Origin of the sequence: Nostoc flagelliforme FACHB-838 (assembly GCF_014698065.1) — a bacterium.
In the GTDB taxonomy this organism is placed as follows: domain Bacteria; phylum Cyanobacteriota; class Cyanobacteriia; order Cyanobacteriales; family Nostocaceae; genus Nostoc; species Nostoc flagelliforme_B.
This window is the reverse complement of the sequence record NZ_JACJSI010000011.1, coordinates 65196-83944: the sequence shown is the minus strand read 5'-3', so window position 1 is coordinate 83944 and position 18749 is coordinate 65196. Positions and strand designations below refer to the sequence as shown.

The window sequence follows — 18749 nt, the reverse complement described above, 5'->3', positions numbered from 1 at the left end:
CTATCTGAGATAATTAGCTGCCCTCGGTTACAGTATCTCCAGGCCCGGCGGTGACAATCACCAGATTTTCCGGCTTAATTAAATCTTCAATTGCCTTTTGCATATCAGCCATAGTCACTTCTTGAATCCTCTGGGGAAACTCTTGAATTTCCGACCGTGAAAGCCCTAAAACAGCATTATCCAAAATGATACTTGAGACATTGCTGGGATTAGCTAAATCCACGGGATAGCTATTAGTAATTGAGCGTTTTGCTGTGTTGAATTCAGCCTCAGTTACTCCTTGTTCACGCAACTGTTTGAGTAAAGCCACAGTACTGGCGATCGCTTTTTGGGCATCTCCAGGAGCAGTCTGCATTTGAATCAAAAACGGGCCGGGATTGATCCCGGCGGCAAAACCACTATATATACCGTAGGTTAAACCTTGGCGATCGCGCACTTCCGTACCCAGACGGCTCGATAAGGTATCACCACCCAAAATTTGATTTAGCACCAGTGCCGCATAATAACGCGGGTCTTTCCGAGAGATGCCATTGTAACCGATGTAGGTAACAGCCTCAGATTTACCGGGAATTACTTTGTTTACTTGTGTCAAAGTTTGCGGTAATGCTACGGTCGGTATTTTGAGAACAGGCGGTTTACCCGTGGCTTGCCATTTACCAAACACCTTATTTAGCAAAGGTTTCACCTTAACTGAATCAAAGTCTCCAACTATTGCGATCGTCGTGGTATCCGGTCGGTAATGTGTCTGGTAGAAGTTAAGCAAATCATTACGACTAATACTCTTTAAACTCTCAGCCGTAGGAAAGCTGTGGAATGGATGATTTTCAGGGTAAATTGCCTGTTGGAATACTTGTCGTCCCAAACCCCTAGGGTCATCTAGTTGTACTTTCAGATTTGTTAGTGCCCTTTGGCGACTCAGTTCTAACTGATCGGCGGGGAAAGTGGCGTTTTCTAACACATCTGCCAAAGTTTGAATCAATATTGGCAGATTTGCCGAAAGTCCCTCACCGCTAACATTAACTCCTTCACGACTGGCGCTGAAGTTCAAATCGGCTCCCAGGTCTTCTAAGGTTTTCGCTAGGGTAAGAGCATTTTTAGTCTGCGTTCCATTCATTAAGTTGCTTGCAGTCAAATTCGCTAATCCGGCTTTTTGATTGCCGTCAAATTCAGTACCAGCGTCAATTTGTCCACTTAGGTTAATAGTGGGAAGGTTGCGATCGCGCAAGAGCAAAACCTTCAAACCATTATTTAAAGTAAACTCTTCTGGTAGTGATTGTTTATTAGAATCTGTCTCTGATGTAGCAGGTGGCAGATATTTCGCCAGTTCTGCTGGATCTACGGGTTTACCAGGGCTGAAATTTTCTACTGTGCGACCAGAACCACCGCTAGAAGCCCCTGGTTGACCATCTGGTTGAGTTGGCTCAAAGAAGCCGATGGTTTGTTGAGCCGGATTGAGGTAAGCTTTCGCTGCTTGCTGCACTTGAGCAGGAGTAACTTTAGCGATCGCAGCCAGATACCTTTCAATAAAATGATAATCCCCTGCGATCGTTTGGTAATACCCCAGTTGATTAGCTTGACTAGTGATATCTTGGTTCCCCAAAATATACGAGGCTTGCAGTTGCGTCTTCGCCCGGTTCAACTCTTCTGAGGTGACAGGCTGCTGTTGCAATTTTGCTAGAGATTCCTGTACTACCTGGGCAATTTTCCTCAACTCTTGACCTGGAGCCGCCGTAGCATTAATTTCATACCAACCCGGTTCGATAAGTTCAGCAGCACCACCACTCACTGAACTCGCGAGTCCAGATTCCACCAAATCTTGATAAAGCCGAGAACTACGTCCACCCGTGAGAATAGCATCCATCACATCAATTGCTGGGACATCAGGATGTTTGATATCTGGCAGAGGATACACCGCTTGCAATAGGGCTGCACTTCCAGGTTGCTTGAGAACAATCGGCACTTTTTTCGCAACAGGGTTAGATGGCGAAGCGTCGGAGGAATTATTAATTGTTCTGCTGATGTTCTTTTTTGCTCGTTGCGATACCTTACCAAAAGTTTCTTTCACAACTTTGAGTACAGGTTCTGTAGCAAAATCCCCAGTAATTACTAACGTGGCATTTTCTGGACTGTAGTAGGTTTGGTAATAATTCCGGACCTGCTCAACCGTGAACTTCTCTACATCGGCTTTTGTGCCTCCCACCGATAAGCCATAGGCTCGATTGGGGAAAGCAGCTCGCATCACTGCCCGACTCAGACGATAACCTGGTGAATTTTCGTACCCCTGTAACTCAGAAATCACCACCTGCTTTTCACTTTTGAGTTGCTCAGGCCCAATTAAAGAGTTCTCCATGCGATCGGCTTCCAGTGTCAGCAGTGCTTCCAATTTGTCTCGCTGCACTGTGCCAAAGTAAGCTGTTTCGTCATAACTAGTAAAAGCATTGAACTGGCTACCCAAAGCACTAAACAAACGTCCAAACTGTACTGGACGGTCATTTGTACCTTTGAACATCAAATGTTCTAGCTGGTGAGAAATGCCATTCTCTCCCTTAAGCTCGTTGCGTGAACCAACTTTATACCAGACCTGCACACTCACCACTGGAGCGGTATGGACTTCTTTGGTTAGCACCGTTAAACCATTGTCCAATACCTTTTTTTGAACACCTTTGGTGAATGACACAGCAGATACAGGTGCGGCTGCTGTCGGTGTTGCAGCATTTGTAAAATTGCCCGACAAAGGCACGATAGTTAAAAGAAGGCTGAGAAAAAATCCTATAAGCATGTATGAGCGCCGTTTCATAAGCAATGCGAAATTTTCAATTTTTAAATAAAACCCAAAGGTATTTCAAAATTTAAATCTAACTCAAGTTGCTAATTATGGAGAGAAGCAGACAAAGATGCAATCAAATCTCCTCAAAAGAAATGTGGCAGGGGAAGATCATACATAAACTTATTGCTACATTCATTTTTGGAGATGTTTATTAGAGGATGTTTGAAAAGTTCTCTTCTCGGTAAAAAAACGTTTAGATCCCCCTAAGTCTCCCTTTTTAAGGGGGACTTTAACTCTAGTCCCCCCTTTTTTAAGGGGAGCCAGCACGGTCTTGAGGTCTCCCCAAGTAGATCGACTGGCGTAGGTTAGGGGGGATCAATGAGTGCAAAGATACAGCCAACTACTTTTAAAACATCCTCTTAGTATGCTGTTAACAGCAATACCTGTATTATCACCTAATGCCTCAGAAGTGATACTGAACTTGTACCAGTTTAAAGGCAAGAATATTAGCATTAGTTACTCAATGAGCAGCTTTATTGACCAGCCCCTTTTAACCTATCAAGATAACCAATAGATACCATTGAACAAATTACTGCAAGGATTAAAATTGAAGCTTTAGATCGTTTAATTGAGGCTCTCAGACAGGGTTTAAAAGATTTAGTCGAATAAACTTCCAAATATAATAAAGAAAGAGTGGTTCGCGATAGACTATCGCGAATCACTCTTTCTTTTCCACACCCATGAAAAGTCAGGTTGGTTGTGGTCTATTTCGGCAAAATTTGTACAATATTTTTATTTTTAAGAAAATAATTTTTGGAGAAATTAGTATTAAATGTTACAAAATACTCTACAAATATCTTTGTTATCTATCTTTAGGTACAACTTTACATACCTATGTTGACAGAGATAACTCTCTATGTGACTATTATATGTAATGTAGGGTAATGTAGACATAAATTAGATTACGCTTGTTAATCAGCCTTCATAAAGATCATCAGATGCAGTGACAAGTTTTTAGCGAGTAAGAAGTTTTTGAAAGTTCGGAGTGAAAACTTTGGCACTTAGCAAACTTTTGTTTCTCGTGTAAAAGCGTAAATTTACTATTTTTAGTGCAACTACTCATACAAAAAATCATTGTCTTGACAGGTAAAATTTTTACCTAAGCGTGATCTAATTAAAAGTTTATAATTCCCATCATCAATCTCGGCTCTCGGCTAATGTTTGAGTTGTGTATCGATTTAAAACCTAACTGCAAAAACATAATTGTGTAAATTTTGATTCTCTTAGAGAAATCAGGTAGATAAAGTAATTCTGCCGTCATGATTTATTTACTGTTGGGCCTGAATTCTCAGCTTGCACATGCGCGACAGCGAGTTTGCATCACCAAATAAGGTTGAGGCATACTCTGTTTTCGGCAAAAATAATGTTTAGCTTAAGGTAGAATCTTAGCCTTCGCTGCATTTTTCGTGCGAGTTATAAGTTTGTAAAAGATAACGTCAAGAAAGTGAGCCGCGAAAAAGTGCGACTACACAATGTTCTGGCATTCTTAAATGATTGCTTCTAATTGTTTTGAAAGGCTATAATTGTCCATTTTTGTGCTGTCGCATATAGTTGCCAAATCAAAAAAAGTTGATTTGTAAATGTTTACTCATGGAGTGATTGGGAAGTATGTCTAACGATCTACTGCAATATCTTCTCACCATACCTTTATGACCCCCTCTTCTAATTTTGGGAGAGGGGGAAGTGGTGAGAATTGCAACAACTAATTAGCAAGACTTGTATCGTGCATCCAGCCCGTTTAAGTTAGCTAGAAAAATTGTGTTTTGAAAACGAGGATTAACTTATGGCAGTAAGAAACGGAACACCGGAAAACGATACCCTTACCGGCACTAATAATGCTGATACAATTCGCGGCTTTGGTAAAGAAGACCTCTTATTTGGCTTAGGCGGTAATGACACCATCTTCGGTGGAGATGATAAAGACACCGTGTTTGGTGGGGATGGTGCCGACAGAATATTGGGGGAGTTCGGTGAAGACGAGCTATATGGTGATGCTGGCAATGACTTCATCGATGGTGGATTCGATAAGGACACTTTGTTTGGTGGAGGTGGTGCTGATAGACTCTTTGGCGGAAAAGGCGAAGACACAGTGTTTGGTGATGCCGGCAATGACACTATCTACGGCGGCGCGGACGCTGAAGATGGACTCGAAGGCAAAGACTTCCTTGATGGTGGCGCTGGTAACGACTGGGTATATGGTGGCTTTGAAGATACTGCCCAGGGCGGTGCTGGCAATGACACCCTAATTGGTAGCTTCTATGATGACGCACTGTACGGCGACGACACAGAAGGTTCGGTTTCGGGTGGTGCTGATTACATCGATGGTGGTGCAGGCAATGATACCCTTTACGGCGAAGCTGACACCTTGGCTTCGGGCGGTAATGACACCCTCATCGGTGGCGCTGGTGATGACACTCTCTATGGCTATGCTGGTGATGACTCCCTCCTGGGTGGAGACGGTATTGACTACCTTGATGGCGGTGATGGCAATGACGTTCTCGATGGTGGTGCAGGTTCTAGCACCCTCTTGGGTGGCGCTGGCTTAGAAACCATCACAGGGGGTAGTGAAGGTGACTTCATCGATGGTGGTGAGGGTAATGATAACCTTAGTGGGCTTGGTGGCAATGACACCATCTATGGTGACTTTGGTGTAGATGAATCTCTCGCTGGCAATGATGTGATTAATGGCGGCGCGGGCGATGACTTCATCGATGGTGGCGCTGGCGTTGACCGTATTATCGGTGGTGGTGGCAATGATGTTCTCTACGGTGGCGAAGACTCAGAAACCCAAACCGGACGTGATACGCTAACCGGCGGTGCTGGTACTGATTTCTTCCAATTGAATTACGCAGAATATGAATTCGAGCCACCCCAACCCGGTGAGCCAATCATCCCTGTTCCTGCTGGCGACTGGATCACCGACTTCCAAAATGGTACTGACTACTTAGTGCTTGAAGCTCTGGAATTTCAGGATCTAGGCTTCCAGCGCATCAATCTCAGTGTTGGTGGTGTTGCTACAGCTAGTACTCGGATCTACGTTCTGACTGAAGGCGTTACTATTGCTCAATCCGAAACCTTAGCAGTTCTGCAAGGGGTACTTCCCGGAGCGATCGACGCATCAGATTTCGTTGTAGAGCCTATCTAAGAAATGGGTAACTAGGCGGTGTACTTGGTTCGTACCCAAGTAGCACACACCTGATAGTTACCCCAACCATGAAGAGTGGCGGCATTGTCAGAATTCGCTTTCGCTACTCTTCGTACCAAAGCTAAATAAGCAGGCGTAATTAAAGATCACTGGATTTGGATTGGTATTAATGGGTATTAGGTAAGGGTAATTCAAGCTACTCTATACCTTTTACCTCATACTTCTCCTCACTAGTTACATTTATTCTGCCTGACCTACTTAACTGTGTCCATCTTAATATCTCCTGTCCGAAAATCTAGAACAGGAAATAAGCTCAAACACATCTAATTTGCATATCTCGACTGCATCAAAATCCTGTGGGGTGGTCATCTTACCCCCGGCTTTCTCATGCAGTATAAATGCTTATTAGCTTAAAGATTTGTAATACTCAGCATTACTGAAAGTGCCGTGCGAATTTTATTTTTGCATCCTAATTTCCCTGCTCAATTTCGTCATGTAGCAGCAGCTTTGGCGAAAGACAAACGTAACCAAGTTTTCTTTGGTACTACTCGTCACGATGGTAAATTGCCCGGTGTTAACAAAGTCATCTATAACCTTAAACGAGAAGCTCGACCAGAAACTCACCATTACGTCAAACCTTTGGAAAATGCTGTTCTTCAGGGTCAAGGTGTGTATAGGCTGGCAGAGCAACTTAAAGCACGGGGATTTCTTCCAGATGTAGTCTATGGCCATTCGGGTTGGGCCCCTACCTTATTTATCAAAGATATTTTTCCCAAAGCCAAGTTACTGTGTTACTTTGAGTGGTTTTATCATGCTCATGGTACTGATGCTGACTTTGATCCTAGCGATCGCCTGACTGCGGATGATGAAGCCCGAATTCGGATTAAAAATGCGCCGATTTTGCAGGATCTATATAGTTGCGATCGCGGTCTTTCTCCTACCTATTGGCAACGCCAGCAATTCCCTCTAGAGTATCACAGTAAAATTTCTGTATTACATGATGGGATTGATACTAACTTTTTTTGTCCAAAACCAGGGGCTAAATTAGTTCTTCCACGGATCAATCTGGATCTTTCTCATGTTAAAGAACTTGTTACTTATGTAGCAAGGGGCATGGAGCCTTATCGGGGATTTCCCCAGTTTATCGAGGCAGTTGCATTACTCCAACAACAACGCCCTCATTGTCATGTCGTAATTGTCGGAGAAAACCGCGTAGCCTATGGTAAGCCTCTGCGTGATGGCAAAACCTATAAAGAGGTGATGCTAGAAAAATATGATCTCGACCTCAGCCGAGTTCATTTTACAGGCTGGCTACCTTACGTTGAATATTTGCAAGTTCTCCAAGCTTCTGTGGTACACGTTTATCTTACCCGTCCCTTTGTTTTATCTTGGTCAATGTTGGAGGTTTTATCAGCAGGTTGCTTGCTGATAGGTTCTAAAACTGCTTCTGTAACCGAGGTGATTCAAGATGGCGTTAATGGGCTGTTGGTAAATTTCTTTTCACCGCAGCAAATATGCGATCGCATTGCAGAAGCCCTCAATCATCCAGAGAAAATGTCTGCAATTAGAGCGAAGGCAAGGCAAACAATTCTAGATCGCTATGACTTAGCCCAATTATTACCCCAACACCTGCAATGGATACAGCAGTCAGAAGATAGCAAACTAGTTGCGCCTTGGGAGGGAATAAAACTAGGGTTGCTAGCGCCTGTAGAAAAGAAGGGATTTGGTAAGCGACATCAAAAAGCTGAGAATTCATCAGTCACATCTGCGACACCCTTACAAGTTCATAATCAGACATTGACAACTCAAGAAATTATTCCTCTCTTGAGTCGATACCAACTGCTACCAAAGCTTCAGCAAGAACTCTTAATTGACAAAGCGATTGACAAAGCGATCGCCTCTTTTAGCTGCACAAGCGAAGAGCAAGCCAAATGTTACCAAGAGTTTTGCCAACAAAATCAGTTGTCATCCGAAGCTGAACGCCAAGCTTGGTTACAGCAGCAGAATCTGACTGAAACAGAATTTTTAGATTTAACAACTCGCAACCTGAGAATTGAGAAATTCAAAAAAACTACCTGGGATAACAAGTTAGAGACTTATTTTCGCCAATTAAAACCAAAACTTGACCAGGTTGTTTATTCTCTCATTCGCATCCGCGATAGAGCTGTTGCTCAAGAACTTTACTTCCGCCTGTCAGAAGGTGAACAGTCCTTTGCTGAACTAGCAAGGCAATATTCCCAAGGTGCAGAGGCTCAGACTGGTGGCTTAATGGGGCCCATATTGAGTGCACCCCATCCCAAACTTGCCCGCCTCCTCGCCTTCAGCCAACCCGGTCAGCTATCGCTCCCGACCAATATTGGCGATTGGTGGTTAATTGTGCGCTTAGAAAAGTTTATCCCGTCCCAATTTGACGAACCGATGCGACATCGGTTGCTCAACGAACTTTTTGCTGGTTGGTTAAAAGACCAAATGCAAGAAACTTCTCCACCACAATCTGTAGCAATCAAACATTCAGCTTGAACTTCTATTGCTTTAACCTTTAGGTATGTAGTATGCCAGCTCTAAACTTTAGCGAACAGCTTTTAGTAGGAAACGATTTTAGCGGTCAAAACCTGAACGGTTCGACCTTTTTCAAAGCCACTCTCACCAACGTTTCATTGTTCAATACACAGTTGAGAGGCACTAACTTTGAAGAAGCAAAACTATACAATGTTGATGCCCGTAATGCCATTTTTGCCTCCAATAATAATTTTGGCCCAGCTAATCTTTTTAAGGCAACATTAGAAAATGTCAATCTCAGGGGAGCAAACCTAACTGGGGCTAATCTCTCATTCCTCAACACTAAATTCATCAACCTGTCAAACGCTAACCTGACCAATGCCAATCTACAGGAGGCTAATCTCAGTGGCGAACAATCCGAGCGACCAAACCTGAGAGGTGCGAACTTTACTGGTGCTGATCTATATAAAACAAAGCTCAAAGCTGCTGACTTGACTGGTGCGAATCTGAAAAATGCCAGCTTAGAAGAAGCTGATTTTGAAGCAACTCTTTTAGTCAACATCGATGCAACTGGTGCTGACTTCCGACTAGCAAAACTGACAGATATTACCCTGCAAAATGCAATTTTTGACCTAGCTAATTTCAGTGATGTTGTTCTGAGTGATGTAGAAGCATTAGATCCGACACAGCCAATTAATGCTAGGTTTCGTGGTGCTAATTTAACCAACTTGACTCTAGATGACGCTATTTTGACGGGTTCTGATTTTAGTGTTTATGTAGCTGCTAATGGCACTGTTACAGTTACAGACCTGACTGGGGCTAAATTAATTGATGCTGATTTCACTGGAGGAAATTTCAGTAGTGCCAAGCTGTTGAATGCTGACTTATCTAAAACCAACCTCACCAATACCAATTTTACAGGGGCTAATATGAGTGGGGTGCTGACGACTGATGCGATCGCAATTGGTGCAAATTTCACTGATGCCAATCTCAGTAACGCTAATCTGTCAAAAGGCAACTTTACAGATGCTACCTTTGTGGGTGCAAATCTCACGGGAGCGATCGCAGTTGATGCCATTGGCTTATTTCTTGGTGATGCCAGTAACAACACCCTCAACGGCACTAGCAACGGCGATAACCTCTTTGGTTTTGGGGGTAATGACACCCTCATCGGTGCTGGAGGGGATGATTATCTTGATGGCGGTGCGGGTGCTGACAGAATGGTTGGTGGTGCGGGTAATGACACCTATGCAGTCAATAGTGCCAGCGATACCATTGCTGAAAATGCCAATGTAAGTATAGATACTGTCCGTTCTAGTCTTGCTAGCTACACATTAGGCAACAACGTTGAAAACTTGGTTTTAGTAGGGACAGCCCAAAACGGCACTGGTAACGCACTTAATAATATCATTATTGGTAACACTGGTAACAATACCCTCAACGGGTTGGCTGGCAACGAGACCCTAATTGGCGATGCTGGTAATGACACACTTAACGGTGGCGCGGGGGATGACTCTCTGATTGGTGGCACAGACTTTACCAATGGCACTTTTACAGGAGCAAGTCTCACGGGTGCGATCGCAGTTGATGCCAATTTTACCAAATCTGCCCTTTTGTCTCCCTCAATCAAAGACCATTTTTACCTAATAACCTAACTTAAAAAGGGTGTAGCCTCATGCGAATTCTTTTTACTATTGTCCACTTTTTTAATCCTGATATTAAGGGTAAGCACGGCTCCCAAAGAAAAGACCCGCGACCCCGTTTGCTAGCTTTAAGTCGAAGTCTTGCTGCCTTACATCAGTTACTTGGTAAATCTCAAAGTATGATCAACACTGGGCAACAATTAGCTGTTGACAGAGCTTCTAAATTTGTCTGACTTTTCACGGGATGTGGAAAGTCAGGGGTAATAGCGTTTTTTGTGAGGCTGCGCCAAACTCTGTTCAAAAGAAAGCTTGCAGCAGAGATTAAAAGTGACTTTTGGTTTGGCGCATCCTTATATTACTGTCACCTTATTTTTTTTGAAAATAAGGTAGTGCGTTAACGCAGTGTAACGCACCCTACAAATGAATCAATCCCTAAACTTCAACATTCAAAGTACGTACCAAAAAAGCCCATTTATCTGCGGCTTCTTCAATAATCTTAGCCGTGGGTTTACCCGCACCATGTCCTGCTTTCGTCTCAATCCTAATTAGAACTGGTGCGTCACCAGCGTGAGCCTCTTGTAAAGCTGCGGCAAATTTGAAGCTATGAGCAGGGACAACGCGATCATCATGATCGGCTGTGGTAATTAGTGTAGCTGGGTAAGCTGTATCTGGTTTGATATTTTGCAATGGCGAATAAGCATACAACGCTGGAAACTCTTCTGGATTATCTGCTGAACCATATTCGGAAGTCCAAGCCCAGCCGATGGTAAATTTGTGGAACCGCAACATATCCATGACTCCGACTGCGGGTAAAGCTGCACCAAACAAATCTGGACGTTGCGTCATACAAGCACCCACCAATAAACCGCCGTTACTACCACCTGCGATCGCTAGCTTCTCAGTCTTAGTATACTTGTTAGCAATCAACCACTCAGCAGCCCCAATAAAGTCATCAAAGACATTCTGCTTTTTATCCTTCATCCCTGCTTGATGCCATTCTTCGCCGTATTCTCCACCGCCGCGAAGATTAGGCATAGCATAGACACCACCCATCTCCATCCACACCAACAGACTCACAGAAAAACCAGGTGTCATTGAAGCATTAAAACCGCCATAAGCATAGAGGTAAGTAGGGTTATTTCCATCTAATTTAATACCCTTTTTATGGGTAATAAACATTGGTATTCTAGTACCATCCTTGCTTTGATAAAAGACTTGTTTTGTCTCATAATCATCAGGATTAAAATCTACCTGTGGCTGGCGGAAAACCTCACTTTCTCCTGTCACCAGATTGTAGCGATAAATAGTACCTGGTATGGTAAAGCTGGTAAAGCTATAAAAAGTTTCAGTATCATAACGCTTCCCACCAAAGCCTCCGGCTGAACCTAGTCCAGGTAATTCAACCTCTCGAATAAAAGCACCTTTGAGGTCAAATATTTTGATTTGACTGTGAGCATCTTTGAGATAATCAACAACAAATTGATTATTAAGTATACCAACACTTTCTAGAGTTTCCGCAGATTGGGGAATGAGTTCTTGCCAATTTTCTGGTGCAGAGTTTTTCGTGTCAATCACAATAACCCTTCCCCGTGGTGCATTTAAATCTGTGCGGAAATAAAACACGCTATCATCATTATCGATAAAGCTGTAATCTGCTTCAAACTGGTTAATTAGTTCTACGACTTCTGCATTAGGGTTAGTCAAATCTTTATAGAAAACTAAATTCTTGGAGTCAGTACCCATCCAAATTGCAATTATTAGATAGCGTCCATCTTCAGTAACGCCACCACTAAAACCCCACTCTTTTTGGTCAGGACGTTGGTAAATTAGTACATCTTCTGATTGAGGTTTACCTAGCTGATGATAGTAAAGCTTTTGATAATAGTTAACATCTTCTAATTGAGTTTTTTCATTTGGTTCATCGTAGCGACTGTAGAAAAAACCTTGATTATCATCTGTCCAAGATGCACCAGAAAATTTAATCCACTTCAGGTGGTCTTGGAGGTCTTCACCAGTTTCAACATCGCGTACTTTCCACTCTTGCCAATCAGAACCAGAAGACGATAGACCATAAGCTAAAAGTCTACCATCCTCACTAATGGACAAACCCGAAAGAGCAACAGTGCCATCTTCTGAAAGTTTATTAGGGTCGAGTAAAACTTTGGGTTCATCATCAAGGGTTTTCAAAGTGTAGAGGACACTTTGGTTTTGCAGTCCGTCATTTTTAAAATAAAAGTAGCGTTCGGTGGAACCGTCTTGCAGAGATTCGCCTTCTTTAAAAGGGATACCGTATTTTTCATAATCCCAAAGTTTGGTAAGGCGCTGTTTAATTTTTTCCCTAGCAGGGATTTCACCCAGGTAGCCAAAAGTAACTTGATTTTGTGCCTCAATCCAAGTCCTTGTTTCTTCAGAGTCAGGATTTTCTAACCAACGATAAGGATCTGCGACTAAAGTACCGTGGTAGTCATCGACTTGATTACTCTTGTGGCTGGATGGGTAGGTGAGAGGTTTTTCAGAAGGTGGCATAGTCTTAGGTCAAAAGTGCTTCTTTACATACTACAAACATAGACCCAAGACGTGGAGCATACACTGACCAAACTTGCGGGAAAATTCCAATAGGAAAGAGTACCCTCTGGGGTACTAGTAAGCAGCAAGTAGTCTCGTTAGGCTTTCAATAAGCAAGTAAATTATAAATTCGCAATCGCGCATTTAATTTGCCTCATTTAGAAGCTGAACCTTTAACTGGTCTACTTCTATTTGGGAAAATCGATATGCAATATCTGATACACAAAAAGTTAAAGGATTTTATGATCGACCAAGTTATAAACTGGAACAATGTATATTTACAAGCAATTCGTGTGAACGGTGGCGCTCCTGGGCCAATTTCCCGTACTGGTGCTATATTACATACTGCAATTTATGATGCTGTTAATTCTATTGAGAAAACTCACAAACCATACTTAGGAATCATCCCCGCAGCCTTCGGAGCTTCTAAAGAAGCGGCGGCAGTTTACGCTGCCTATACTGTATTGAGTAGCGTCAGTGTTTATCCCAATTCCAAGGAGAAAAGCCAAAGCTTCTTCGACACAGAACTCAAAAAAGCCCGTAAAGAACTTGAAAACAGTGGATTGTCAATGCAGAGCATTGATGATGGTAAAGAACTTGGCATAGCAGCAGCTCAAGCAATTATCCAAAATCGACAAGGGGACGGTTTTAATGACAACACCCCTTATACTCCTGGAAAACAGCCTGGTGATTGGCGTCCAACAGGTTCTGGTGATGCAGTGACTCCCAATTGGGGCAAAGTAAAACCCTTCTCGCCCACACAGATCGAGAAATTCCGTCCAACTCGACCAGCAGGTTTTGACAACAAGCAAGATTTACTCGCTAGCGTTGAATATGCGGCTCAAGTCAATGAAGTAAAACGGCTTGGTTCTGCTACTTCCACTGAGAATAAAACATCTTGACTTTTCTGAGACAAGGGGACAAGTTTCCCCTTGTCGTTTTCATTGAGAGCAGCGTTGCAAGATGTTTTTTAAAATCGTCAAACTAAACATTAGTTGGGCTGCTAATCAGTTTCTCCCCTTTCAACATCCGCGCCGCAGCTTCTAGGAGAGCTTCTTCGAGATAAGGCTTGGTAAAGTAGCCACTAGCACCGAGTTGAGATGCAATTTGTCTGTGCTTGTCTGCACCCCGTGAGGTGAGCATTGCGATCGGTAAGTGGTTGAGGTTAGAGTCTTTCTGGATTCGAGAGAGTAACTCTAGCCCATCGCAACGGGGCATTTCGATGTCGCAAAATACGATATCGCAAGGCAGACCAGAGCGGAGTTTATCCCAAGCTTCCTGACCGTCACGCGCTTGTTCTACGCGATAACCTGCCTTATTAAAGGTTAGGGATAGCAATTCTCGGACTGTAATCGAGTCATCGACAATTAGCACTGTCGGGTCAATCTTCGCAGGAGAAGTATCTGGAGTAGCTTTTTGTTGCCAAGAATTGCCACCAATTTGTGTAGAAATCCGTCCCTGGAAGATGTCAATTATTTCCAGCACGTCAGCAATAGGCATAATGCGACCATCACCCAGAACTGTAGCACCAGCTACACCGATGGGTTTAGGCGCTGGGCCTTCAAATTGCTTAATTACAATTTCTTGTTCGCTCAATACCAGGTCAATCTGTAGAGCAATTAGGGTATTTGCCGATCGCACCACAACCACAGAAACCATATCATCATCTCTGGTGCCGCCATAGACATTACCGCGACTGATTTGGCGATTGAAGGTTAAAAGTTCCTTCAAGGGTCGGAATGGTAACACCGTATCGCGCCAGGAAATAAACGATTGCCCATTGTCATCGTGCTGAATATTTTTGACTGGTATATCTAGCGTATCTTCTACACCGTCCATCGGGAAGGCAATCCTGGCTCGATCGGAGACGCAGCAGAGAGCTTTACAAATACTCAGAGTCAGTGGTAAACGAATAGTGAAGGTGGTTCCCTTGCCAATAGCAGAATCGGTGTTAACTGTTCCCCGAATTTCGCTAATCTCGGAACGCACTACGTCCATACCCACACCACGACCGGAAATTTCATCGGCTTGGTCTTTAATCGTAAAACCAGACTGGAACAACAGATCGTAGACTTCCAGGCGAGACATGGCTTTTGCTTGCGCTTCTGTAATCATGCCAATCTTCACCGCCTTAGCCTTAACCTTTGCGGAATCTATGCCTGCGCCATCATCGCCTACGGAAATGATTGTTTGGTTGCCTTGGTGGAAGGCACGGATAGTAATGATTCCCACAGGTGGTTTACCAGCAGCCTGCCTCTCTTCTGGTGTTTCAATACCGTGAGCGATCGCATTATTCAGCATGTGAGTTAACGGATCGGTGAGATGATCCAAAATCATCTTGTCAATTAAGGTATCGCCACCTTCGATCACCAACTCTACTTGTTTGCCACACTTGATGGCGTTGTCGCGCACTCCTCGCCGCCAGCGATCGATTGTTTGGGCAAAAGGCACCATTCGCGCTCTAGTTAATCCTTCTTGTAACTGGGTGGTTACTTGACGGAACTGTCTTGCGACTCGCTCGGTTTCTTCGGTAACAAAATCAATGTCACTAGCCGATTCACGTACTCGCACAATGCGCTCAATCATCTGCTGTGAGAGTGTGTGGAAGGGTGTAAAACGATCCATTTCTAACTCGCTAAAACCCCTGTCGGCGTTGGAATCTGGTGCTTGAAAGCCTGGGTCTTTCTTTTTGCGTCCAGCTAACAGAGAGGCTTCTAATAGCGATCGCTCGTACAACTCTTGCATCCTTGCGCCTACATCAGAGAGTTGTTGCACCTGAATCAGCAAGTTATCTAATGATTGTCGCAGCCGTTCATGATCCTGCTCTAAGGTATTGCGATTAACCACCAACTCCCCAACTAAATTACTCATATCGTCCAGTTGCTTAACTGGAACCTTCATGGTTTCTTCAAATCTCGCAGCCCTACGAGTAGAGGGGCGGGTAGCTTTGCTGGTGTTAGATTTTATCGAGGGTGAATGGGATATTGTTTTATCTGCTTCTGCCAGCAACTTCTCCAAATCACCAAATTCATCTTTTATCACTGGTGATGGAATGGGACTTTTAGCCAAGACTGGTTGAATTTCCAAGGGCTGGCGTTGGCGTAGCCCGTCGTAGACATCGCTGTCGTTATCCGTACCTAGCAGTTCTTCCAGGGCAGCAAAATCTACTTCTGGTATCTCCTTAGCTTTGGGGATAGGTGCTACTTCCTCTCCTAGTAATGCTTCCAAGTCTGCAAATTCATCTTCTAGAGAAACTTCTTCAATAGTTTCTGTGATTGCTAATTCTTCAGTCGAGGCAATAATAGCATTTTCTGCCTCTGACACTGCTGCAACTTCAGATGTTTCTCCTATATTCCACAATTCGGTTTCTACATCTTCCTGAATAACCGTTTGTGTAAAGTCAACTGCTGCCGTGTTTTCTTCTAATTCTTCTTGATTTACTGCTTCTATCAGATCCGTTTCTGTAAACAATAAATCATTTTCAAAAAGTATACTTTCTGTGAATTCAAAGGTTGTTTCTAAATTATTATCATCAGTATTTAGAACTTCTGAACTTGTCTGGTGGGAATCTGAAGTTTCTCCCAAACTGATAGTTTCTGATAATTCATCCACAGTATACTCTGGGGTATCCATCTGAATATAAGTGGATGTTGCTACATCTTCAAATAGCAGTTGCGGATTTTCATCGAAGGAGCCAAATAAATCCTCTGGTTGTGCTTCGGCTGATACTGAATCTGAAGTTTCTCCAAAACTAATAGTTTCTGATAATTCATCTCCAGAATCTGATGAGAATATCAAATCTAGCTGCTCTTCATGCTGGAAATTGATATCAAAATCTTCTTCTAGATCAAAACTGCCTATAGGAGAAGGTATGGACTGGTGATTATCGGCAAAAATGTCCTCAGCCGCCGCAGTAAACAAACTCTCATTTAACGCCCTTTCCACATTCTGCTCAATTAAGGAATCGAATTCGTCCTTTTCCTCTGTGGTTTCTTGGTTCCAGAAGTTGCTCAGATCATTTTCTGATTGAGAAAACTCAGGTGCTGTTGTTGGAGATGTATCAAATAAATCACCGATTTCTGATTCACTTGTCGGCAGTAGTGTCTGTTCTTCCATTTCAGCAAATAGGTTGTCCAAAGACAAGTCTGTTTGCTGGGGTAATTCTATGTAGTCGCTAGGGGTAATTTCTTCTACCCAATTTGCATTTCTAGTTTCTAAGAATAAATTATCAAAACTATTTTGTTGGTTGGTAGATAGTTCCACACTGGCAAACGGTTCAGTTTCTGGTTGAATTACTTCACCTATTGGCAATAGTTCATCATCATCTAGTCCCAGTGTCAACAAATCTTCAACTACACTATTTTGGACAATCTCTTCGGGAGTCTGGTTTGTATCACTAGGAATATCAATAAATTCTTCTAAAATTTCGGGAGAAGAAGAGTCTAAATTTATATCAAGTACATTAAGAGCACTTAACTCTACAGTCGTAGCAGCTATTTGTTGATTTTGTGGTTCCGAATTCTCTTTTTCTAAGAAATTGTCGCCAAATAACAAAGATAAATCTTCTTCCGCAGTTGTGGTTGTTGGGTGCTGCGCGTTGCTTGTGTCTTCATCAAAGGAAAGTAAATCAGATAAATCGCCATCAGCAGCCTCAGCATCAGTGTTGCTGAAATCAATTCCAAATTCATCGGTGGCAACAATATCTAAGGTTTCTTCTTGATGCCAGCTTTCATCTAGTTCGGGAGTTTCACCTTCAAATAAATCAGCAAGGCTATTTAACTCAGCTATTCCTACCTCTGGGCCATTAGGGTCAAGATTGTTACTAACTGGATGTGCTTCGTCGTGGGTGGTGAAGGTAAGACTAGTATGAGTTGCTGCGTTTAGTTGTGTTCTTTGTAACTGAAGAGAGGAACGTTCGTCGAAGACATTATCGTAGTCAGACACTCGTGGACTCGCTAACGCTGCGCGATCGCTAGTATCTTCGTTTAGATTTAGTTCTTCAGTTGTTTGGGCTGACGGCTCGGTGTTAGCAGATAGAATTGGCTCTGATTCTGTCAAAACGACAAACTGTTCATCAAACAAATCAGGTGTAAATTCTAATAAATCAATTTCTGCAACGCTCAAAAGTGCTTCTAGTTGCTGAGTAATTGCAATTTCGGCTTCTTTACCTTGCAGAACTAATTCTTGAGCTTGTTTGATTTCGGTAATGACAATTTTAGCTAAAGTCAGATAAGTATTTTCGGGATTAGCGATCGCACTACCTGCTGCTTGACACAAACCACACCACTTAGGCAAATTCCAGCTCTCGCCAAGTTTGACTAACTGGTGACAGCATTGCTGAAGGTTTTGCCGAGTTAAGGGGGTTGTGGTTTGCTTAAATAATTGCAACATTTCCCGCAGTGTTTGCAGCACCTGGGCTTGAAACTCGCCCCAATTATTTTCTTTAGCGGTAACTGGCAAAGGCTGGGGTACTACTAAGTTTGAAGATTCCTGATGGATATCTTCTGCCAAACTGGGAATATCTCGCCGTAGGAATATTTCTGTAAGTGTGGAGACATTATCTACAGAGGTTGTATGTAGTTCTGCTGCGTTAGGACTGCTGGCTACTCCACTCTTTCCTTGCTCTACAAGTAGTTCCAAATGCTGATACAGCCATTGAAAAACTGGCTCAGTTTCTGACATCAAAGTGTTAGCTGCATCTTCGGAAAGACCATAAGTCCCACTCAGATTCTCTAACAGCACTTTTAGGGTATCAGATACACCAAGAAATAAAGACTCTAACTTTTGGTCAATCTGAACCGGATTATCTTTAAGAACTTTGAAACAATCTTCCAGACGGTGCGAGGTATGCTGGATGCTAGTCAATCCAAGCATCGCGGCTCCTCCTTTGATGGAGTGAGCCGCCCGGAAGACCTCACTGATCATTTCCGGGTCGTTCAGGGTACCCTCTAAATTCAGTAAGCCCTGCTCAATGGTATTCAGGTGATCCCTGGCTTCTTCAATAAAGTAACCCAAAATCCGCTGTTGTTGTTCCGGCAGCATAGTTTTTTAGTCAAGAGTCATTAGTCAT

At 43.1% G+C, this 18749-nt stretch carries 8 protein-coding genes; 5 read left to right on the top strand and 3 right to left on the bottom strand.

Annotation, left to right across the window (positions count from 1 at the left end; all coding sequences use genetic code 11):
* Positions 1-13: 13 nt before the first annotated feature.
* Positions 14-2779 carry a M16 family metallopeptidase gene (locus tag H6G97_RS08505; protein ID WP_242054849.1) on the bottom strand — a complete coding sequence of 922 codons (2766 nt, stop codon included), beginning with the start codon at positions 2777-2779 and terminating at the stop codon, positions 14-16.
* A gap of 1831 nt (positions 2780-4610) precedes the next feature.
* Here H6G97_RS08505 and H6G97_RS08500 point away from each other — a divergent pair.
* The 4 genes from H6G97_RS08500 (at position 4611) to H6G97_RS08485 (ending at position 10347) form a co-directional block, all read left to right on the top strand.
* The gene (locus H6G97_RS08500) at positions 4611-5972 is read left to right on the top strand and encodes a calcium-binding protein (protein WP_190940203.1); all 1362 of its coding nucleotides are present in this window, start codon (positions 4611-4613) and stop codon (positions 5970-5972) included.
* Positions 5973-6419: 447 nt separating this feature from the next.
* The gene (locus tag H6G97_RS08495) at positions 6420-8492 is read left to right on the top strand and encodes a glycosyltransferase (RefSeq protein WP_190940202.1); all 2073 of its coding nucleotides are present in this window, start codon (positions 6420-6422) and stop codon (positions 8490-8492) included.
* Between the two features lie 32 nt (positions 8493-8524).
* Entirely contained in the window at positions 8525-10126 is a 1602-nt protein-coding gene (locus H6G97_RS08490; protein WP_190940201.1) for a pentapeptide repeat-containing protein, read from the top strand.
* 20 nt (positions 10127-10146) lie between these two features.
* A complete protein-coding gene (locus tag H6G97_RS08485; RefSeq protein ID WP_242054848.1) occupies positions 10147-10347 on the top strand; it encodes a hypothetical protein in 201 nt (66 codons plus the stop codon).
* Between the two features lie 199 nt (positions 10348-10546).
* Here H6G97_RS08485 and H6G97_RS08480 read toward each other — a convergent pair whose 3' ends face one another.
* A complete protein-coding gene (locus H6G97_RS08480; protein WP_190940200.1) occupies positions 10547-12640 on the bottom strand; it encodes a prolyl oligopeptidase family serine peptidase in 2094 nt (697 codons plus the stop codon).
* A gap of 281 nt (positions 12641-12921) precedes the next feature.
* On the opposite strand from H6G97_RS08480, the gene H6G97_RS08475 reads away from it, so the two are divergent.
* A complete protein-coding gene (locus H6G97_RS08475) occupies positions 12922-13581 on the top strand; it encodes a hypothetical protein (protein ID WP_242054847.1) in 660 nt (219 codons plus the stop codon).
* An 82-nt stretch (positions 13582-13663) separates the two neighbouring features.
* Here H6G97_RS08475 and H6G97_RS08470 read toward each other — a convergent pair whose 3' ends face one another.
* A complete protein-coding gene (locus H6G97_RS08470; protein ID WP_190940199.1) occupies positions 13664-18721 on the bottom strand; it encodes a hybrid sensor histidine kinase/response regulator in 5058 nt (1685 codons plus the stop codon).
* Between the last annotated feature and the right edge of the window lie 28 nt (positions 18722-18749).